The sequence below is a fragment of the Caballeronia sp. 11_S32 genome (assembly GCF_056930355.1).
This window is the reverse complement of record NZ_JBXOWH010000001.1, coordinates 559,155-579,831: the sequence shown is the minus strand read 5'-3', so window position 1 is coordinate 579,831 and position 20,677 is coordinate 559,155. Positions and strand designations below refer to the sequence as shown.

Genomic DNA, 20,677 nt, shown 5'->3' with positions numbered 1-20,677 from the left:
CAAGGAGACAACGCATGAGTACTCCCGTCATCGAAGAGGTGACGCTCGCCGAGCGCGCCTACCGCATCCGCCGCAACGCCCTCCTGATGGGCGAAGTGCAAGGCCAGGGCTATATCGGCCAGGCGCTCGACATTGCCGATGTGCTGGCGGTTGCCTACTTCGGCGCGATGAACTACCGCCCGGAAGATCCCGAATGGGAAGGCCGCGACCGCTTCCTGCTGTCGAACGGTCACTATGCAATCGCGCTGTACGCCGCGCTTTTCGAAGCGGGCATCCTGCCGCAGGAAGAACTCGAAACCTACGGCAGCGATGACAGCCGCCTGCCGATGTCCGGCATGGCGAGCTACACGCCCGGCATGGAAATGTCAGGCGGCTCACTCGGCCAAGGACTTACGATCGCGGTGGGACGTTGCCTCGGCCTCAAGCGCAAAGGCTCGAAGTCCTTCGTCTACACGCTCTTCTCCGATGGCGAGCTCGACGAAGGCTCGATCTGGGAAGGTCTCATGTCCGCCGCGCACTGGAAGCTCGACAACCTGATCGCGATGGTCGACGTGAACAATCAGCAGGCCGATGGCCCTTCGACGCAGATCATGTCCTTCGAGCCGCTCGTCGACAAGCTCGAAGCATTCGGCTGGTATGTGCAGCGCGTGGACGGCAACGATATCGACGCCGTGAAAGAAGCCTTCGACAACGCGCGCAACCTGAAGGAAGCGAAGCCGCGCATCATCGTGTGCGATACGAAGATGGGCTGCGGCGTGCCCTTCCTCGAACAGCGCGAGAAAAATCATTTCATCCGCGTCGATGCCCATGAATGGCAACTGGCGCTCGAAGCACTCGAAGCAGGGAGACAAGCATGAGCACCATCGAGAAGAAGCCGCGCCTGAAGACGTCCGCGATGATCGCGTCGATTGCAGGCGAAGGCCAGCTCACGCGTTCGGCACCGTTCGGCCACGCGCTCGTGGAAGAGGCGCGCACGAAGACGAACATCATCGGCATGACGGCCGATCTCGGCAAGTACACGGACCTGCATATCTTCGCGAAGGAATTTCCCGAGCGCTACTACCAGATGGGCATGGCCGAGCAGCTGCTGATGGGCGCGGCGGCGGGCTTCGCGCATGAAGGCGCGCAACCGTTCGTCACGACGTATGCGGTGTTCGCGACGCGCCGCGCGTATGACTTCATCCATCAGACGATCGCGGAAGACAATCTCGACGTGAAAATCGTCGCCGCGCTGCCGGGACTCACGACGGGTTACGGCCCGAGCCATCAGGCGGCGGAAGACCTTGCGCTGATGCGCGCGATGCCCAACATGACCGTGATCGATCCGTGCGACGCGCTCGATATCGAGCAGATGGTGCCCGCGATCTCCGCGCACAAAGGTCCGGTGTATGCGCGTCTGTTGCGCGGCAACGTGCCCGCCGTGCTCGACGAATACGACTACCAGTTCGAGCTCGGCAAGGCGAAGCTCGTGCGCGATGGCCGCGACGTGCTGATCATCTCGTCGGGCATTATGACGATGCGCGCGCTCGAGACCGCGAAGGCGCTGCAAGCCGACAACGTCGACGTAGCCGTGCTGCACGTGCCCACGATCAAGCCGCTGGACACCGAAACGATCATCCGCGAGGCAAAGCGTTCGGGGCGTCTCGTGGTGGTGGCCGAAAACCATACGGTGATCGGCGGCTTGGGCGAAGCAGTCGCGACCGCCTTGCTCACGGCGGGCGTGACGCCTGCGTATCGCCAGATCGCGCTGCCCGATGCATTCCTCGATGCGGGCGCATTGCCCACGCTGCACGATCGCTACGGCATCTCGACGAATGTGATGGCGGACACGATCAAAGGCTGGCTCGCGTAATGCACTCACTCGCGCCGCGCATTCACTTCGATCGCGCGGCGCTTCATCATTTTTTCCTGCGTCCACTCTTCTTCGCGCCCGGGGCCTCTTTCGCGACGATCACGCCGGGACCGTTCATCTCTTCCATCCACGAAAGCGCATCGGCATAGGCGAGGAACTGCTCGAGATAGCCCGGCGACAGCTCGCGCATCAGCGACAGCGACCGATGCACGAGACTGCTCGAATTGAGCGGCCCTGCGTTCTTCGGCACTTGCGCGAACGAATCGCGCAACTGCTTTTCCGCGCTGACACGCGACCACACCGAGCGAAAGTAATCGAGCAACTCCGCATGCGATGACCGGTGCAAAGAAGACGCCTTCGCGATGTCTTCGACGAGCATCGCGAGCGGTCCGCATTCGGAAGCGTCCTTGTTTTCGGCGCTAGTCGAAGCGGCACGCTCGATATCGCGCTGATACGCATCGAGCAATTGCGTGACACGTTCATCGAGCATGCGGCGCGCCTCGCCTTCATACGCGGCCGCGCGCCGGTCCAATGCATCGATGAGATGAAAGCGCACGGGATTCGCGCGATCGTCGCCGCTCGCACGCCATGCGTCGAGCATCGCGCGTGCCGATGCCGCGTTACTCATGCGCCTTCACCGCGCCGTTCGAAGGCCGCGGCACAGCCGAGATTTCGACGCGCCGGTTCTTCGCGCGTCCGCCTTCATCGGCGTTGGAACTCACGGGCTGCTCCGAGCCGAACGCGGCGGCAAACACCGACGACGACGGCACGCCCGCATCGATCAGCGCGCGCATCACCGTCAACGCGCGTTTCGCCGAAAGCTCCCAGTTGTCCGCGAAGCGCCGGTTGCCTTCGTGCACCTGCTGATCGTCGGCGAAACCGCTCACCATGAGAATCTCCTCGTGCGCGCGCAGGTAGGTGTCGAGCGGCCCGGCGAGGCTCTTCAGCACGTCGCGGCCCTGCGGCTGCAACTGATCCGAGTTGAGCGCGAAGAGCACATTGCCGCTAATGCCGATGCGCCCGTTCACGAGCGTCACGCGCCCCGACGCGAGCGGCCCCGCGAGCGCCTGCTCCAGCGTCTTGCGGCGCTGCGTTTCCTGCTGCCGATGCTTCACCTCTTCGTCGAGCTTGTTCTCGAGCTGCAACTGCACGCCGATCACGCCGACGAGTATCAGCACGAACGCGCCCAGCAGCACCGACATCAGATCGGCGAACGCGGCCCAGATCGGCGCGGCGTGTTCCGCGCCGCCGTCGATTTCCTCGTTCATGCCGCCCGCGCTCCGGCCACGCGCTGACCCGCGATATGCTGCAGGTCCTCGACGATCTGCTTCTGCGACATCATGCTCAGGTCGATCACTTCCTTCGCCTGCGCGACGTAGTACGCGAGTTGCTCGTCGCTGCGCGCGAGCGATTTGTCGAGCGCGCTCTCGATGCGTTCGAGATGCGCGACGAGCTTGTCGTTCGACGCGCCGAAGGACTGCACGGCGGCGCCGAACGCATCCGACAGGCTCGCCATTTCGACAGCGCTCGTCGTCACTTGCGCGGCCATCGCACCGAGCTTGCCGGCTTCGGCTTCCACGGTGCCGGTGAACTGCGTGCCGACGCGTTCGAGCAATGTGGCCGAGGTATCGACGAGAGCGTCGATCGCGGCGCGCTGCTCGTTCGATGCGAGATTCACCGCATCGAGCAAGGTCTCGACCGTGGCGAGCAGACGGCTGCGCTCTTCGAGCATCGCGGTATCGCGGACCATCGAATCGGAGAGCTTCTGACGCATCTCGGCGACCACTTCAGCCGCGGCCTTCGGCGCTTCGGATGCGGCCTGCACGAGACGCTCGATCTCCGCGATGGTCGCGCTCGCATGCGCCTGCGACTGCGCGGACATGGCATGCGCGGCTTGCGCGAGCGCATCGCAAATGTCCTTTTGACGATTCGCGGCCACCGTGCTCGTTTCCTGCCATTGATCGCCCAGCGAAGCGGCCATCGTATCGAGCGCGTTGCTCCATGCCGCGAGACGTTCCTCGCCGCGCTGAGCGAGTTCCGCGCGCAGGTCCGCGTGCGAGCGATCGACCGATTGCACGAGCGACGCCGCGTGTTGCCCGAAGCTGGCCGCGGCGGCGGTCAACGCATTCTGATTCTGTTCGGCTGCATGCCCGTTCGCGCGCGCGTGCTGCGCGAGCGCTTCATGCCATGCTTGCGACAGGTTGCCCGTCGCGGTTTCGAGGCGCGCGGATACGTCATCGACCAGGCTCGACGAGCGCGTTTCGAACGTCTGCGCGAAGCGTTCCAGCGATGCATCCATGCGCGCGACGAGCGCATCGCTCGACTGCTCGTGCTTCGCGACCGACGACTCCAGCCCGCCCGACACGCGATCCATCTGCGCGGACACCCCTTCCACGAGATGCGCCGCGCGCCGATCGAATGCCAGCGCTAAGCGGTCGAGCGATCCGCTCATCTCGTCGACGAGCGTTGCATTCGACTGCGCGTGTTTCGCAAGCGACTGGTTCCAGATCTCCGCGACCTTCGCCGACGATGTCTCGAAGCCGCTCGACAATCCTTCGAGCTGACGCGCGACGGCCTGTTCCACGCTGCCATGCAACGCCGTGACTTCGCGCGCGATGCCGTCCATCGTCGCCTGCATGACGGGCTGCAGCGCGGCGCTCGCGGCACGCGCGCTATCGGCGACGCTCTGCTTCAACGATAGCTCCACCGATGTCGCAAGCCGCCGGTACGAGGTCTCCGCCTTCGCATGAAACGCATCCTGACTCGCAATCTGCCGTTCGCTCGCCGCGATGCTCTGCTGCTCGATCGCGAGCGTCATCGACTGAAGACGGTCGACGAGCTTTGGCATCAGCTCTGTCTGAAGTTGCAGCAGCTTGAAGGTTTCCTCGCGCTGATGCGCCTGCGTGAAAGCGCGCAGCGTCGTCGCGATCTTCATGTCGAGTTGCTGCGTGACCTGCACGCGTTCGCGGCGGCATAGCGCGGACAAGAGGCCGAGCATCGCGGAAGTTGCGACGCCCGCGATCGACGTGCCGAACGCGAAGCCGAGGCCCGTGACCGGCGCGGCGAGCGACGCGCGGATCGCCGTCAGATCCGATGCGCTCTGCAATGCGGTGCCGGTGCCGCGCAAGGTCGCGACCATGCCGAGCAGCGTGCCGAGCATGCCGAGCAGCACGAGCAGGCCGACGAGATACGGCGCGAGCGCCGGCCCCGGCAGAGCCGCGCGCTCGCCTTCGACGCGCAGCCGCACCGCATTGCGCAGGCTCGGATGCAGCGTATCGAGCCACGAAGCCAGACTGCGCGGCGCGCTCGTCAGTTGCGCGACGGCCTGCTCCAGCGTGACGGTGATCTGCTGATAGCGGCGCAGTTCGGCCGCGCCCGCGAGATAGCATGCGGCGATCACGAGCGTGACGGCGAACGCGATCGCATTCGACGCGATATACGCGATGCCAATGCCGAGAACCGCGGCGAGGCCAATCGAAAAGACAGCAATGTTCAAAAGATTTCTGGGCATAGCGAGCCAGTTAGCGGGTGCGAAGAGCCGCGAGCAAGCCTTCGATCGGTTGAAAACGAATATCCAGTTCGGCGAGCAGCACGCTTTGCAGGTCCTTGCGAAACACATCGAGCCATGCGCTGGGCGTCGATGCTTCCTGCGAAGCGTGGGCGCTCTTCAAGCGCTCGAAGTGCTTGCCGAGCAATGCGGGCACGTTGGCGAGCTGCGTGCGCTCGCGCGCGCTCAATGCCTGTTCCATGACGGCATCGACGACGGCGAGGCGCGCCATGTCCTGCGACTTCGCCGCGAGCATCGCCCGCAAGCGAGCCCGCAGCGCACCGATATCGGACTCCATCGCCTGCTGCAGCGACACATAGCGCTGGCGAAAGTCCGCGTAGTCGGGCGGCGCCTCATCCGGCGACGGCTGCACCGCCGCGCGATGCCTGCGGCGCGCGGCCGCTTCCTCGCGCGCGAAGGCGCCCGCGAGCGAGGACCGCACGCGCGCGCACTCCTCTTCCACGCCGCGCGCAACGGATCGCGCGCCGAATGCGGCGGGCGGATCGGTCGCGAGCGCGGTGGACAGCGCGATCGCATCGGTCCAGCCGAGCCATTGGCTCAGGCGGTCCGAAAGCGATTGAGCGGGTTCTTGAACGTCGAGATCGGCAAAATGTGCCAGCAGGCGAACGAGCGCCGGGCCGCTGAATGCCGTGCGCTTCATGCCTTGCACAGGATCACCGGGGGCAAAAGGACAGTATTTTACCTTCGTCGACGAAGTGGCTGCCTCGTTTCGTGCCGAGTCATGGCGACGCGGCGGCGAGCGCGCCCGTCAAGGCGCTTTCGCGGGCATGAAAGCGAACGCGGGCGCCGCGACGAAGCTGCCCGCCGCCTCGCCCGAAAAGACCTGTCCCGCATCGATCGTGAGCTTCATCACCGGCGCGCCCGGATTCAGGTTGAGCTTCTTCAGCGACACCCAGAACGTATCCGGCCGCGTGGCCGAATCGAAGTAATAGATCAGGTTCTGCTGATCGGACACCGTGCGCCATATCGTCGATGAAAGATTCGGCTGCTCCGGCGCGCTGATGCCGAGCGGCACGCTCACCGAACGCATGACGCTCATCACGCTCGCCACCGCCTGAAACGCATACGACTTCTGCGGCACGCCTGCCATGTAGTTCGCGTCGGCCTGCTTCGGAATCGCATCGAGCAGAAACGAAGCGCGCACGAAGCGGTCCGCCGCGCGATTCGTGCCCGGCAAAAAGCCCATGCCGCCAACGCTCTTCCAATACGTATCGATCGCGAGCTGCTCGTCGTAGATCGGCGAGTTCGTCATGACCTTGTACTTCTTGCCCTGATGAATGATGAGCTTGCCGTTGATGTACTCGAAAATGGCCGAATCGCCGCGCGCATCGGAAAGCGAAAGATGAATCGTGAGCGGTTTGCCGTTGGGCAAAGGCGGCGCGATGATCTGGAACGGCTCGCGCGAAAGCACGTAGACGGCTTGCCCGACGGTCGCGAAGTTGTCGAGCGCGTATTGCGCCCACAGGCTGATCGACATCGGATCGCGCTTCGGGTCGGGCTTGCCGTAGTCGGTCTCCGCGAGATAGAGCGCATTGGCGACGAGCCCGCGCTCGTTCATGCCATCCACCGTGCCGATCTCGTAACCCGACACCACGACGCTCCCGTACTTCGATTTCCATTTGATCGAGCGCGGCCCCGCGTTGCCATCGCGTTCGATGCCCGCGGGCATCACCCAGAGATTCGAGCGCATGTCCTCGGACCAGTCCATCGAGCGGCCCGTGATGACGAGGCCTTTGTCGCCGACATAAAGCGCACGCGTGCAAGCCAGCGCAAGCGACGTGGACAGCAATGCGAGCGCGACGATGCACGCGAGCTTCTGAGTCAGTCGGGTCATGGCCGTATTCCCTCTCGTCGATGATTGAAATGCCTGCATCATCCTTCATTGAGCGGCGGAAGAGCCGGGCCTCGCGTGCGGCGTGAACGCGTCCATCGCGCCCGGCGATGCAGCGTCACGTGCACGCCGCTGTCCGCGCCTTCGTAGTGCGATTCGACCGCTTTCGCGAGTTCCTTCAGCGCGGGGTCCGCTTCATGACCGAGTTCATCGAGGCGCGCGGGATGCGCGAAGCGCGGGTTCGCATCCATCCATCGATAGAGCGCCGGAACCACGCGCTTCATCACGCCTGAATCGATGGCTTGCTTCAACGCGCGCCACGCGGCGAACTCGCCCTCCGCCCGCTTCCTGCGCTCCGCGATCCACCAGCGCGACAACCGTTCGAGCCCCATCCTGACGCGCGGATAGAACCAAACGCCCGCTCCAACGCAAGCCAGCACGATGCACGCATACACGATGTCCCGCGCGTTCAGGAAGATCACCGTGTGGCGCGCCGCGCCCGCGAGCGCATCGGCGGGAATCTCCCACAGCGGTTTTTCATGAGCCGCCCGCGCGTTGAAGTGCACGGCGGGCAGACGAATCGTTTCGCGCCGATGCGTCGCCGTGTTCCACCATTCGATGTCGATCGGCGGCAGTTCATAGCGCCCGCGCCTGTTCACGACATACGTGACCGTGTCGGTCCGCTCGCCCGCGACGAGCCCGGTGCGATCGTCGGAGATATTACGGGTTGCGGGCGGCTTCGGATAGCGGCGCAAGCCCTCGATATCACCGAACGGAACCGGCGCGATCAGCATCGACTCGGTCGCATCTGCGCGCTGCGTGACGATGCGCGTCACCGTGCCGCCCACTTCGAGCTTGCCGTCGCCGGGCTCGATGCGCTGCGTTGCCGTGACCTTGGGCGCGGGAAAGAACGAGGTCATGCCTTCTGCGCCCGGCGGCAGCGTCGCGGTGAACCTGAGCGGCGGCGTCTGCAGCGCCACGGGCGTGTTCATGCCGCCCGGATGCAGTGTGATCGAAAACGATGGCACATCGAACGCGCCCGACGTGCGCGGAACGATGCGATACACGCGGCTCACGCCGAACCATCGCACGCCGTCGATCGTGTCGTTGACGTTCAGCGCGTTTTCATCGGGCAGCGTGACGAATGCATCGCGCATCTCGAAGAGCGGCCAGTCGGGCGCGGCGGTGAACCAGGTCGTCGTCAGCGCATCGACGATGAGCTTCACCGCGCTGCCCGCCACGACCGGCCCCGATGGTTCGAGATGCGCGCGCAGCATCGTGCGTGGCGCGTCGTCGGCCCATGCGAACGAGCATGCGAGCCACACGCAGAGCGTCGCGGCGAAGCGGCGCATCATGGTCCGCCTCCCCCGCCTCCCGCCTCCTGCGCGAACCGCTGATGCAGGAACGCCGCCGGCGATGTGTTCAGGTTGCGCATCCATGCTTCTTCCGAAGGGCGCAGCCCCTCTACGAGCACTCGCTTGCCCTCCTTGCCCTTCTTCTTTTGCACGTCGATCTGATCGGGCTTCAGCGTCGTGGATTCGTCGCTCTCGTCCTTCTCGTCCTTGACAAGCTTCTGCACCAGATCGCGGTTCGCGCGCGCATCGGCGAAATCGGCGCGACGGGCGAGCGCGTTGTCATACGCCTTCACCGCGCCTTCATAGTCCTTCAGATGCGCGAGTGTATTGCCGATATAGAAGTACGCCTGCGCCGTATTCATGCGCGAGAATGTTTCGAGCGCATCGGCATAGTCGCCCGCGAGATATTGTGCGCGGCCTTTCCACATCGGATCGTCGAAGCGTTGCGCGGCGCGCTTGTAATCGCCGTGCTCGAAGCTCCATCGGCCTTGTTGATCGTGCGTCGCGAAGAGATCGCGCCATTCGAACGAAGCCGCGCGCGCCAGGCTGGGCGCACCGGTAGTCGCAAGCGCAATCAATACGACGGGCAGCCATTTCACCGTCCATCCGCGCCTGAAGCAATACAGCGCGATCACGAGTATCGACAGCACGAGCCAATAACCGCTCTCTTTCCAGCGCGGCACGATCTTCGTTTCCTGCGCCGCTTCCAGATAGACCTGCGCGCGGCGCTGCACCCATTCGATGTCGTCGTCATCGGCGCGCATGCTCGCGAGCGGAATCGACGCCGCCTGCGTGACCTTGCGGATCGACGCGGCATCGAAGGTGCCCGTGAGAGGACGGCCCGCATCGTCCATCGCAAGCTCGCCGTTCGATTTGCGTATCGGACCGCCGTTCTCCGTGCCCACCGCGAGCCATAGCAGCTGATGCTTCGACGCCTTCGCGATACGCAAAAACGCATCGGTGCCGCTATCGTCGAAGCCGTCGCTCATGAAAACGATCGTGCCCGCCGCTTCGTTCTTTTGCAGCATGCGTTCGGCAATCGCGAGGCCAGCCGCTGCGTTCTTGCCATCGCGCGGCATCAACTCGGGCGCGAGCGCGGGCACATAGAGTTCGAGCATGGCGGGATCTTCCGTCGGCGGCACGACGAGATGCGCACTCGATGCAAACACGACAAGCCCCGTGCGCGCGCCCTTTCTCGCCGCGGCGAGATCGAGCACCTTCTGCTTCGCACGTTCGATGCGCGTCGGCGCGATATCCGCCGCATCCATCGAACGCGCGAGTTCCAGCACGACGACGAGCGGCGCCTTGTCCTGATCGAAGGGCGGGCGCTCCTGCTGCCATGTCGGTCCCGCAACCGATATCGCGCCGAGCGCGATCAGCGCGGACAGCGCATGCACCGGCTGCACGCGGCGCCGCGTCTTCTCGCCGACGATCAGATGATCCAGCAAGTCCGGCGCGATGATATTGCGCCAGCGCGCGCGCACGTCGTTGCGGCGCAGCCAGACGAAGGGCAGCAGCACGGCGGGAATCAGCAGAAGAAGCCACATGGGCCGCAGAAAATGGAACGCGGTGAGATCGATGGCCATGTCAGGCCTCCGCCTCGTCCATTGGCGCCGCGCGGCGCGGCGCGCGCAACATCGCGATGAGATACGCGAGGATGTGATACAGCGTGAGTATCGACACGGCGAGCGCGAGCGGCACCCAATAGAACTCGCGCTGCGGACGGTAAATCTCGCGCTTGATCTTCTCGGGCGTCATCTTGTCGATATCCGCGTACACCGCGGCGAGATCCTGCTCGCGTCCGAGCGCATGAAACGCGCTGCCGCCCGTCGTCTTGGCGATGCGCGCGAGCGCGTCGAGATCGACCTTGTCCTCGCCTTGCGTGTCCGGATCGCCGATGCCGATCGTATGCACGACGATGCCATGCCGCTTCGCGATCCGCGCCGCCTGCTCGGGCGGAATCGCGCTCGCGGTGTCGTTGCCGTCGGTGAGCAGCACGAGCACCTTCTCCTGCGCGGGCGTGTTCTCCATCAGCTTGACGGCGAGACCGACCGCATCGCCTATCGCCGTGCGCGGCCCCGCCATGCCGATACGCATAGCGTCGAGCAGCATCAGCACGCTGTCGTGATCGAGCGTGAGGGGCGCTTGCGGATACGCGGCATCGCCGAACACGACGAGACCGATGCGGTCGCCCTTGCGCTTCGCGATGAAATCCGCAACCACGCGCTTCACCGCGCTCAGGCGATCCATGCGTTCGTTCGTTGCGGTGTCGATGAAATCGCGCTCGCTCATCGACTGAGACAGATCGATCGCGAGCAGCAGATCGCGCGCGGGCATGTCGCGCGTGACGGGTGCTTCGACGAAGACGGGACGCGCCGCCGCGATCAGCAGGAGCCCCCAGAGCAAGGGCATCAGCACGCGTTGAAGCCAGTTGCTGCGCAGACGCACACCGCCGGGCGCGGGTTTTTCTCCGGCCGCTTGCGCCATTTCCTGAAAGAACGGCATGCGCACCGCCGAGGCCGTCGTGCGATATGCGGGCACGAGCCACCACACGAGCGCGGGCAGCGGCAAGAGCAGGAACATCCACGGGAATTCAAGCTTCCACATGATGATGCTCGATCCAGTCGCGTGCGGCCCGCGCGAGGCGCTCTGCTTTCTCGCGCGTGACGGCGGCCAAAAGTTCAGCGGGCGCATAGCTTGCCGTGTAGAGCAAAGCGCCGCTTTCATCGTCGAACGAGCCGTTCGTCTTCTTCAGATACGCAAGCCATGATGCGCCGCTCAGTGCGGCTACTTGCCCGCGTGGGGCGGCTGCGAGCGCCGTGCGCTTGATGAGGGGCGCGAGTTCGGCGAGCGCCTCCGCGCGCGTGGATTCATCGCTCAGCTTCGATTCGATGCGTGCGAGCGCGGCAAGCGCCTCGCGACGGTAACGCGACTTCTCACGACGACGCCACGCAAACAATGCGGCGACGAGCGCGATCACGACCACCAGCAACGCGACGAACAGCCAGCCGATGGTCTGCGGCGCATACGAAACCGGCGCGGGCAACGGCAACTCACGCAGCGCTTGCAGCGCGGCCGGCGTGTCTTGCGGAACGAGCGCGTCGCTCATAGGCCGCCTCGCGGCGCATGACGCGGCCGTTCGCCGAATAGCCTGCGCACCTGATCGACAACGGGCTCCGCCGTCGATAAGGCCATCAACGGCACGCCGCTCGCGCGCAGCAAGTCCGCGATCTCGGCGGCGCGGCCCCTGAAGAGACTCGCGAGCGGCGCGCGCACGCGTTCGTTCTCGATACGCAATTCCACCTGCAGGCGCCCTTCGCTGACGACGAGCGCGCGATGCGCCGGCATGCGCTGCCACATGGGATCGAAGACGAGCGCGGCGATCACATCGTTATGGGCCGAGAGTTGCCGCAAGAGCTGGCGCGTGCGTTCATCGGCGCCCGCGAAATCACTCATGATGCACACGAGAAAATCATGCCCCGCGATCTGCAGCACGCCTTCGAGCGCGGCGTTCAGTTGCGTGTAGTTCGTGCGCGCGGGACTGTCGGCGGCGAGTGCGCGATTCATGCGGCCGATCGCACCGAACAGCATCTCGATGCGCGTTCTGCTGCGCAAGGGCCGCACGCGCACGATCTCGTCGTCACCGAAGACGACGCCGCCCACGCGATCGCCCGCCGCGAAACCCATCCATACCGCGAGCGCGGCCGCTTCGGCCGCGACGACCGACTTGAACGCGCGGCTCGATCCGAAGAACATGCTCATGCGCTGATCGACCACCACGAGCAAGGGACGATCGCGTTCCTCGGTGTACACGCGCACATGCGGCTTGCCGGTGCGCAGACTCACGCGCCAGTCGAGATGACGGATATCGTCGCCGGGCAGATAGCCGCGCAGTTCCTCGAAGTTCAAACCGCGCCCGCGCATGCGCGATGCATGCCTGCCCGACAGAATGCTCGACACCGGCGCCGGCGCGAGAAAGCTCAGGCCGCGCGCGCGGTATTCGAGCCGAGCGAGATGCGCGGCATCGACATACACGCTTCCGATCGGATCCTCTGCGCTCGCCGCCATCGAAACGTTCCTCCGGAATCAGGCAGGCACGGCTACTTTCTCCACCAGCCGGTCGATCACCGCGTCCGCGCCGACGTTGTCCGCGTTCGCATCGTAGGACAGCAGCAGCCGATGACGCAGCACAGGATGAATCACCGCGCGCACGTCATCAGGGGTAACGAACGCGCGCTCGTCGAGCCATGCGTGCACGCGGCTCGCACGATCGACACCGATAGCGCCGCGCGGGCTCGCGCCTACTTCGATCCATTTGCCGAGGTCGGCGTCGATGGTCTCGCCATGCCGCGTCGCATTCACGAGCGACACGATGTATTCGTCGATGGCCGGCGCCACGCTCACGCGGCGCGCGGCCTCGCGGGCCGCGAATATGTCTTCCTGCGAGAGCGTGTCGAAGCTCGTCTTTTCGCCTTCCGTCTCGCGCCGCAGGAGACGCAGCATCTCGCATTCGCTCTGCTGCGACGGATACGTGATCAGCACCTTCAACAGGAAGCGGTCCATCTGCGCTTCGGGCAGCGGATACGTGCCTTCCTGTTCGATGGGGTTTTGCGTCGCCATGACGAGGAAGAGGTCGGGCATTGCATGCGTCTTGCCCGCCACGGAAATCTGCCGCTCTTCCATGGCTTCGAGCAATGCGGATTGCACCTTCGCGGGCGCGCGATTGATTTCGTCCGCGAGGATCAGATTGCCGAAGATCGGGCCGGGCTGAAACGTGAGCGTGCGCTCGGTGCCCGATTGCAGCAGTGTTTCGCCGCCGGTGATGTCGGAAGGAAGCAGATCGGGCGTGAACTGGATGCGCTTCATCGTCGCGGCGAGGCGCGCCGCGATGGCCTTCACGGTGCGCGTCTTCGCGAGGCCGGGCAGGCTCTCTAGCAGCACGTGGCCATCGGCGAGCAGCGCGATCAGGATCTGCCGTACGACGGCTTCCTGCCCCACGACCGCTTGTCCGATGCTCGCTTCGAAACGCCGGATGGTATCGCGCATGACTGGCTCTTTCCGATGGTTGTCCATCATGTGTCCCGCCTCGTGACGCTATAAGTCCGCGTGAGCGACAAGTTACTGGACCAGGGCGTTTTCGTCAAAGCATCGCATTGCTACATTTCTTGAAACGTTCGGTGCAGCAATGAAAGTAATGTTGCTCCATTGCGAGCGGCGCCCTCCATCCCTTCGCGGCACCGCTTAAAAAAAGATTGAAAACGCGTAGGCGTTCGTATATTGGTGAGTCCGAATGCCGCCGAGCCGCAAGTGGAGGGACGTGCATGAGCAATGAGTCGATGAAGCGCAAGCACGCGACGCGCGAGCAGAATTCGAAACTCGTATCGCAGCCAGCCGTGCGCGGCTCGCGTGTGCGCCGCATCGCGCTATGGGCCGTGCTGCTTCTGCTGTGCCCCGCGCTCGTCGGCTACGCGGTGAGCCGGGCGATGACCAGCCAAGCGCAGCCGTCCATCCGCATCGTCCTCGGCGACGGCGAGCATGGTCCGAAAGGCATGGCGTGGGTGCCCGGCGGCGAATTCCTGATGGGCAGCGACAGCAAGCTCGCGCAAGCCAACGAACGCCCCGCGCACACGGTACGCGTGCATGGCTTCTGGATGGACGAGCATCACGTGACCAACGCGGAGTTCCGCAAGTTCGTCGAGGCGACGGGCTACGTCACCACCGCCGAGAAGAAGCCCGCGTGGGAAACCCTGGAAGTGCAGCTACCGCCCGGCACGCCGCGTCCGCCCGACAGCAAGCTCGTGCCCGGGGCGATGGTGTTCGTCGGAACCGCGGAGCAAGTGCCGCTCCAGGACTACTCGCGCTGGTGGCGCTTCGTGCCCGGCGCGGACTGGCGGCATCCGACCGGACCCGCGAGCAGCATCGAAGGCAAGGACGATCATCCTGTCGTGCAGGTCTCGTATGAAGATGCCGAGGCCTACGCGAAATGGGCCGGCAAACGCCTGCCCACCGAAGCCGAATGGGAGTTCGCCGCGCGCGGCGGGCTCGAGCAGGCCACGTATTCGTGGGGCGATCGGTTCACGCCCGATGGCAAGCAAATGGCGAACGTCTGGCAAGGGCAACAGGCGCAGCCGTTTCCCGTCGTCAACGCGAAGGCGGGCGGCGCGGCGGGCACGAGCCCTGTCGGCAGCTTCCCGGCCAACGGCTACGGCCTCTCCGACATGACCGGCAACGCATGGCAATGGGTCGCGGACTGGTATCGCGCGGACCAGTTCAGACGCGAGGCATCGGCCGGCGGCGTGGTCGACGAACCCAAAGGCCCGTCCGATTCATGGGACCCCGCCGATCCCGGCGTGCCCGTGCAGGCACCCAAGCGCGTCACGCGCGGCGGCTCGTTTCTATGCAACGAAGCCTATTGCCTGAGCTATCGCCCGAGCGCGCGGCGCGGCACCGACCCCTACAACAGCATGTCGCATCTGGGATTCCGGCTCGTGATGGACAAGGATGTCTGGGACCGGACGCACGAAGCTCTTGTCACGACCGCTCGTTGAGCAGAGAGGAAGCAAGACCTTGAGATTCGAAGAACAAGAAACCATGCACGGGTCGCGCAGTCCGCTCGAACGTCTGCGCGGCTGCACGGCGTCGCTGCTCGCCGCGGCGCTCGTCGCCGGATGTGCGAGTCAGGTCGATAGCGCGAGCGTTCAGCCCACGGCCGGCGCGCAGGCAACCTCCACGGCACAGGCCGCCGCCGCGGTGCTGCCTTCGTGGCGCAATGGTCCCGCGCGCGACGCGATCATCAGGTTCGTCGGCGACGTGACCCGCGAAGGCTCGCCCTCGTTCCTGCCGCCCGCCGAGCGCATCGCGGTGTTCGACAACGACGGCACGCTCTGGAGCGAACAGCCGCTCTACTTCCAGTTCGTGTTCCTGCTGGACCAGGTGAAAGCCGCGGCGCCGAAGCATCCCGAGTGGCGCGACAATCCGGCGTTCCGCGCGCTCGCCGCGCACGATCAGGCAGCGCTCGCGGGTCAGCAGAAGGAGTTGATGAAGCTCGTCGGCATCGCGAACAGCGGCATGACCGTCGACGAATATGACAGCGCGATCCGCTCCTGGCTCGCAACGGCCAAGCATCCGAAGTTCCAGCGGCCCTATACCGAGCTCGTCTATCAGCCGCAGTTGGAGCTGCTCGCGTATCTGCGCGCGAATGGCTTCAAGACGTTCATCGTCTCGGGCGGGACGATCGAATTCATGCGCGCATTCGCCGAGCGCGTCTACGGCATTCCGCCCGAGCAGGTGATCGGCTCGAGCCAGGTCGTGAGTTACGAAATGCGCGACGGAAAGCCTGCGCTCGTGCGCCAGCCGAAGATAGATTTCGTCGATGACGGGCCGGGCAAGCCCGTCGGCATCTATCGGAACATCGGGCGCAAGCCGGTGCTCGCGTTCGGCAATTCGGACGGCGACCAGCAGATGCTCGAATACACCGCCGCGCAGCCCGGCCCGCATCTCGCGCTCATCGTGCATCACGACGATGCCTCGCGCGAGTTCGCCTACGACCGGCAATCGAAGGTTGGCAAGCTCGATCACGCATGGGACGAAGCGCTCGCGAAAGGCTGGATCGTCGTGAGCATGAAGGACGAGTGGAGCACTATCTATCCGCGCGACGCGAGGCAGTAGCGGTTTCTCTGAGGCGTGCGGGTGCATCGCGAAAGGAGAACGACAATGACAAGGCCGAATCTTCGACGCGTCCGGTATTTCACCGGCGCACTCGCCGCGATCGCGGCCATCTGCGTGCTCGTCGTGCCGCCGATGGTCTCGACCGCGCAGACGCAGAACAACGCGAAGCCCGCCGCGCCGGCGAAGCCGCCCGCGCAGAACACTGCGAAGCCCGCCGGCAACCAGAGCTCGAAGAAGCCGAACATCCTCGTGATCTTCGGCGACGACATCGGGCAGACCAATATCAGCGCGTATAGCAAGGGCGTGGTCGGTTATACGACGCCGAATATCGACCGCATCGCCAACGAAGGCATGATCTTCACCGATTACTACGCGGAAAACAGTTGCACGGCGGGCCGCTCCACGTTCATCACGGGTGAAGTGACCCTGCGCACGGGCTTGTCGAAGGTCGGCGTGCCGGGCGCGCCGGTCGGACTCCAGGCGGCGAACATCACGATCGCGCAGGCGCTGAAACCGCTCGGCTACGCGACGGGCCAGTTCGGCAAGAATCACCTCGGCGACCGCAACGAATATCTGCCCACCGCACACGGCTTCGACGAGTTTTTCGGCAACCTGTATCACCTGAACGCGGAGGAAGAGCCGGAGCGTCCGTACTATCCGAAGAACGATGCGGCCTATGTGAAAGCCAACGCGCCGCGCGGCGTGATCCATTCCTTCGCGGACGGCAAGATTCAGGACACAGGCCCGCTCACGAGCAAGCGCATGGAAACGATCGACGACGAAACGACGCAAGCCGCGATCGACTTCATTCAGAAGCAGGCGAAGGCGGACAAGCCCTTCTTCGTCTGGATGAACACCACGCGCATGCACCTCTTCACGCACGTGCGGCCCTCGATGCAAGGGCAAAGCGGCATGCCGGGCAACGAGTACGCGGACGGCATGATCGAGCACGACGGCGATGTCGGCAAGCTGCTCAAGACGCTCGACGACCTCAAGATCACGGACAACACGATCGTTGTCTACACGACCGACAACGGCCCGAACCAGTTCTCCTGGCCCGATGCGGCGACGACCCCGTTCCGCAGCGAGAAAGACACCAACTGGGAAGGCGCGTTCCGCGTGCCCGCGATGGTCCGATGGCCGGGACATATCAAGCCCAACTCCGTATCGACGCAAATGATGTCCGGGCTCGACTGGTTTCCGACTCTGCTCGCCGCCGCGGGCGACACGAACATCGGCGAGCGCCTGCTGAAAGGCGCGGCGGTCGGCGGCAAGAACTTCAAGGTGCATCTGGACGGCTATAACTTCCTGCCCTATTTGACCGGGCAGGCGAAGGAAGGCCCGCGCCACGAGTTCTTCTATTTCAACGACGATGGCCTGCTCGTCGCGATGCGCGAGGACAACTGGAAGTTCGTCTTCTGCGAGCAGCGCGCGCCGGGCGGGTTCCAGGTATGGGCCAATCCGTTCACGTGCCTGCGCGTGCCGAAGATCTTCAATCTGCGCATGGACCCGTACGAACGCGCGGATGTCGTGTCCGACCAGTATTACGACTGGAGCACGAAGAACGTCTATCTCGCGCAATACGCGGTGACCAAGGTCGCACCGTTCCTCGCGACCTTCAAGCAGTATCCGCCGAGCCAGCGGCCCGCGAGCTTCAGCATCGACCAGATGACCGAGTCGCTGATGAAGAGCCTCGGCACGACCGGCAATTAAGCCGCCCACGGTCATTCGATGACCATGCCCGCTGCATCGAAAGACGCAGCGGGCTTTCCTCGGAACTTGCAAGCGATGAGCCACCTCAGCGCCGACCATCCGAAGTCCGTCCGATGCGAAGCGGCCCGCAAGCCGCGCCGTGCGCACTCGCGGGACACGCGCGTTGTCACGAAGACCGCCGTGCCCGCGCTGCTGCTCTTCGCATCCGGCACGGCGGCGCTCATCTATCAGGTGTTGTGGGTGAAGCAGCTCACGCTCGTCGTGGGCATCGAAGTGCAGGCGGTGACGATCGCGATCAGCGCGTTCTTCGCGGGCCTCGCGCTCGGCGGATGGCTCTTCGGCAAGCTCGCCGATCGTCTGGATCGTGCCGATCATGCCGGGCGGCCCTTTCTGCTCTATGCCGCATTGGAGATCGCGGCGCTTTTGCTCGGCATCGGCGCGACGCAGGCGCTCGCGCACAGCGCCGCGCCTTTCGCCGCGTTGCAGGCGAGCGCCGGTCCGCTCGCGTGGGCGCTGCCCTTCGCGCTCGTCGGCGTGCCCGCCATTGCGATGGGCGGCACGGTGCCCGTGCTCACGCGCGCGCTCGCGCCGTCGCGGCAGGGCGTCGGCGGCACGGGCGGACGGCTCTATGCCGCGAACACCGCGGGCGCGATCACGGGCGCCCTGCTGCCCGCCTTCGTGCTGATTCCCTTGCTCGGCGTGCAGGGCAGCGCACTGGCCGCAGCCGCGTTGAACGCCGTCGCGGCGCTCGGCGCCGTGGCGATCTCGCGTCAGCCGCGGCCGGGCCTGGCCGCGTCCATCGCCGCCGATGCGCCACGCGCGCAATCGTCGCCCGATGCCGCGCACGCGCGCATCGCGGTGGCGCTGTATGCGGTCGCGGGCGGCATCGCGCTCGGCTATGAAGTCGTGTGGTCGCAAGCGATCGCGCAGTTCATCAGCACGCGCAGCTTCGCGTTCTCGATCGTGCTCGCGACCTACCTCTTCGGGCTCGCGCTCGGCAGCGCGATCGCCGCGCGCTACGCGGACCGCGTGCGCGATCCATGGAGCGCGTTCGGCGTGCTCATCGGCATGGCGGGTCTTTCCGCGCTCGGCGGCGTCGCGGGCGCGGGCGGCTGGCTCATGGACGCGCAACGGCACGCATCGGCGCTCACGCTCGCCGCGACCGGCAATCTGCTCACGTCGATGTGCGCGAGCTTCGCGGTGGCTGCCTGCGCGATCGTGCTCGTGCCGACGCTGCTGCTCGGCGCCGCCTTCCCCTTCGCGCTGCGCATGGCTGCCGACGGCCGCGCGGGCGATACGAACTCAGGCATCGGCGCGGATGTCGGGCGCGTGCTCGCGCTCAACACGGCGGGCGGCATCGCGGGCACGCTGTTCGCGGGCTTCGGGCTCGTTCCGTCGCTCGGGCTCATCCGCTCGCTCGGCGTGCTCGCGGCGGCGGCGGGCCTGATCGGTTTGTCGGCGGCGTTGAGCGGCGGTCTCGCGCGTCGTGCGGGCATCGTCGCATGTGCGTCGATAGCGGCGCTGTCCGCGATCGTCGCGATCATCACGCCCGCCGACCGGCTCGGCGCGCTGCTCGCGACTTCGCACGGCGGCAGTCTCGCGTACTACGAGGAAAGCGCGGGCGGCACGGTCGCCGTGCTCGATCAGGGCGACGGCGCGCAGCGCTTTCGCCGGCTCTACATACAAGGCGTGTCGAACTCCGGCGATGCGATGACCTCACGCCGCTATATGCGTCTGCAAGCGCTCGCGCCCCTCATGGTGCATACGGGCACGCCGCGCTCGGCGCTCGTCATCGGCCTCGGCACCGGCATCACCGGCGGCGCGCTGCTCACGTGGCCGACGCTGGAGAAGCGCGTCGTCGCGGAGTTGTTGCCCGCGGTCGTGCGCGCGTCGTCGCGCTTCGATGGCAATTACGGCATGAGCGCCGATCCGCGCATCGATCTGCGTGTCGCCGATGGCCGCCGTGAACTGCTTTCGCGCGACGAACGCTACGATCTCGTCACGCTGGAGCCGCCGCCGCCGTCAGCCGCGGGCGTCGTCAATCTGTATTCGACGGACTTCTATCGCCTCGCGGCGGCGCGTCTGAACGAAGGCGGCATCGTTGCGCAATGGCTGCCGCTCGCGACACAGAACGAGAACCAGACGCGCTCGCTCATCCAGAGCTTCCTGCAGGTGTTTCCGCATGCGGCCCTATGGACGACCGAGTTTCACGAGATGATGCTCGTCGGCTCGATGCAGCCAATGCCGCTCGACGTGCCGCGCATGCGCGCCCGTTTCGCGCAGCCCGAGGTCGCGCGCGCATTGCGTGAAGTCGGCATCGCGTCGCCGGAAGCGTTCGCGGCGACGTGGATCGCGGACCGCTCCGCCCTCGCCTATTACGCCGAAGATGCGCGCCCCGTCACGGACGACGATCCGCGCATCGAATATGCGCCGTGGGTGCGTCGCGCCGATTTTGCCGCGACGCTCTCGCACATGCTCGCGTTGCAAAGCGCGCCTCCGCTCGCGAACGCGGACCCGGCCTTCGTCGATACGCTCGCCGCCGAGCGCCGCACACTGCACGCGTTCTATCGCGCGGGGCTCGATGCGTATCGCGGCGATCGTGAAGCATGGACGAGCGACATCGGCGCGGTGCTGCAGGCGGATCGCGCGAATCCGTACTATCGCTGGGTGCTGGGCCAAGCGGAATAAAG

General features: G+C 65.4%; 17 protein-coding genes. 6 read left to right on the top strand and 11 right to left on the bottom strand.

Annotated features, from left to right (window positions below):
• The first annotated feature begins 14 nt into the window (after positions 1 to 14).
• Together AC1Z32_RS02660 and AC1Z32_RS02655 are read left to right on the top strand one after the other, a co-directional pair.
• Entirely contained in the window at positions 15 to 857 is an 843-nt protein-coding gene (locus AC1Z32_RS02660) for a transketolase (protein ID WP_483477154.1), read from the top strand.
• Entirely contained in the window at positions 854 to 1,852 is a 999-nt protein-coding gene (locus AC1Z32_RS02655; RefSeq protein WP_483477153.1) for a transketolase family protein, read from the top strand. Before AC1Z32_RS02660 ends, AC1Z32_RS02655 begins: the two co-directional genes overlap by 4 nt.
• A gap of 46 nt (positions 1,853 to 1,898) precedes the next feature.
• Here AC1Z32_RS02655 and AC1Z32_RS02650 read toward each other — a convergent pair whose 3' ends face one another.
• The 11 genes from AC1Z32_RS02650 to AC1Z32_RS02600 form a co-directional block, all read right to left on the bottom strand.
• Positions 1,899 to 2,480 carry a DUF2894 domain-containing protein gene (locus tag AC1Z32_RS02650; RefSeq protein ID WP_483477152.1) on the bottom strand — a complete coding sequence of 194 codons (582 nt, stop codon included), beginning with the start codon at positions 2,478 to 2,480 and terminating at the stop codon, positions 1,899 to 1,901.
• The gene (locus AC1Z32_RS02645; protein ID WP_483477151.1) at positions 2,473 to 3,120 is read right to left on the bottom strand and encodes an OmpA family protein; all 648 of its coding nucleotides are present in this window, start codon (positions 3,118 to 3,120) and stop codon (positions 2,473 to 2,475) included. Before AC1Z32_RS02645 ends, AC1Z32_RS02650 begins: the two co-directional genes overlap by 8 nt.
• Positions 3,117 to 5,363 carry a DUF802 domain-containing protein gene (locus AC1Z32_RS02640; RefSeq protein ID WP_483477150.1) on the bottom strand — a complete coding sequence of 749 codons (2,247 nt, stop codon included), beginning with the start codon at positions 5,361 to 5,363 and terminating at the stop codon, positions 3,117 to 3,119. Before AC1Z32_RS02640 ends, AC1Z32_RS02645 begins: the two co-directional genes overlap by 4 nt.
• A 10-nt stretch (positions 5,364 to 5,373) precedes the next feature.
• Complete coding sequence (locus AC1Z32_RS02635; RefSeq protein ID WP_483477149.1) at positions 5,374 to 6,060, bottom strand: DUF3348 domain-containing protein; 687 nt, start codon at positions 6,058 to 6,060, stop codon at positions 5,374 to 5,376.
• Between the two features lie 108 nt (positions 6,061 to 6,168).
• Positions 6,169 to 7,254 carry a linear amide C-N hydrolase gene (locus AC1Z32_RS02630; protein WP_483477148.1) on the bottom strand — a complete coding sequence of 362 codons (1,086 nt, stop codon included), beginning with the start codon at positions 7,252 to 7,254 and terminating at the stop codon, positions 6,169 to 6,171.
• Between the two features lie 38 nt (positions 7,255 to 7,292).
• Positions 7,293 to 8,606, bottom strand: a complete 1,314-nt coding sequence (locus AC1Z32_RS02625) for a hypothetical protein (protein WP_483477147.1) — start codon at positions 8,604 to 8,606, stop codon at positions 7,293 to 7,295.
• Complete coding sequence (locus tag AC1Z32_RS02620; RefSeq protein ID WP_483477146.1) at positions 8,603 to 10,192, bottom strand: vWA domain-containing protein; 1,590 nt, start codon at positions 10,190 to 10,192, stop codon at positions 8,603 to 8,605. Before AC1Z32_RS02620 ends, AC1Z32_RS02625 begins: the two co-directional genes overlap by 4 nt.
• 1 nt (position 10,193) lies before the next feature.
• A complete protein-coding gene (locus tag AC1Z32_RS02615; RefSeq protein WP_483477145.1) occupies positions 10,194 to 11,213 on the bottom strand; it encodes a vWA domain-containing protein in 1,020 nt (339 codons plus the stop codon).
• Entirely contained in the window at positions 11,200 to 11,715 is a 516-nt protein-coding gene (locus AC1Z32_RS02610) for a DUF4381 domain-containing protein (protein ID WP_483477144.1), read from the bottom strand. The genes AC1Z32_RS02615 and AC1Z32_RS02610 overlap by 14 nt, the downstream gene beginning before the upstream one ends.
• Complete coding sequence (locus AC1Z32_RS02605; RefSeq protein ID WP_483477143.1) at positions 11,712 to 12,674, bottom strand: DUF58 domain-containing protein; 963 nt, start codon at positions 12,672 to 12,674, stop codon at positions 11,712 to 11,714. The genes AC1Z32_RS02610 and AC1Z32_RS02605 overlap by 4 nt, the downstream gene beginning before the upstream one ends.
• An 18-nt stretch (positions 12,675 to 12,692) precedes the next feature.
• Positions 12,693 to 13,652 carry an AAA family ATPase gene (locus AC1Z32_RS02600; RefSeq protein ID WP_483477142.1) on the bottom strand — a complete coding sequence of 320 codons (960 nt, stop codon included), beginning with the start codon at positions 13,650 to 13,652 and terminating at the stop codon, positions 12,693 to 12,695.
• Positions 13,653 to 14,089: 437 nt separating this feature from the next.
• On the opposite strand from AC1Z32_RS02600, the gene AC1Z32_RS02595 reads away from it, so the two are divergent.
• The 4 genes from AC1Z32_RS02595 (at position 14,090) to AC1Z32_RS02580 (ending at position 20,675) form a co-directional block, all read left to right on the top strand.
• On the top strand, positions 14,090 to 15,154 hold the full coding sequence (locus tag AC1Z32_RS02595) for a formylglycine-generating enzyme family protein (RefSeq protein ID WP_483478189.1): 1,065 nt from the start codon (positions 14,090 to 14,092) through the stop codon (positions 15,152 to 15,154).
• A gap of 43 nt (positions 15,155 to 15,197) precedes the next feature.
• Positions 15,198 to 16,274, top strand: a complete 1,077-nt coding sequence (locus AC1Z32_RS02590) for an HAD family hydrolase (protein WP_483478188.1) — start codon at positions 15,198 to 15,200, stop codon at positions 16,272 to 16,274.
• A 45-nt stretch (positions 16,275 to 16,319) separates the two neighbouring features.
• Positions 16,320 to 17,987, top strand: a complete 1,668-nt coding sequence (locus AC1Z32_RS02585; protein WP_483477141.1) for an arylsulfatase — start codon at positions 16,320 to 16,322, stop codon at positions 17,985 to 17,987.
• A 75-nt stretch (positions 17,988 to 18,062) separates the two neighbouring features.
• Positions 18,063 to 20,675, top strand: coding sequence for a fused MFS/spermidine synthase (locus AC1Z32_RS02580; RefSeq protein WP_483477140.1), 2,613 nt, complete (start codon positions 18,063 to 18,065; stop codon positions 20,673 to 20,675).
• Positions 20,676 to 20,677 lie beyond the last annotated feature (2 nt).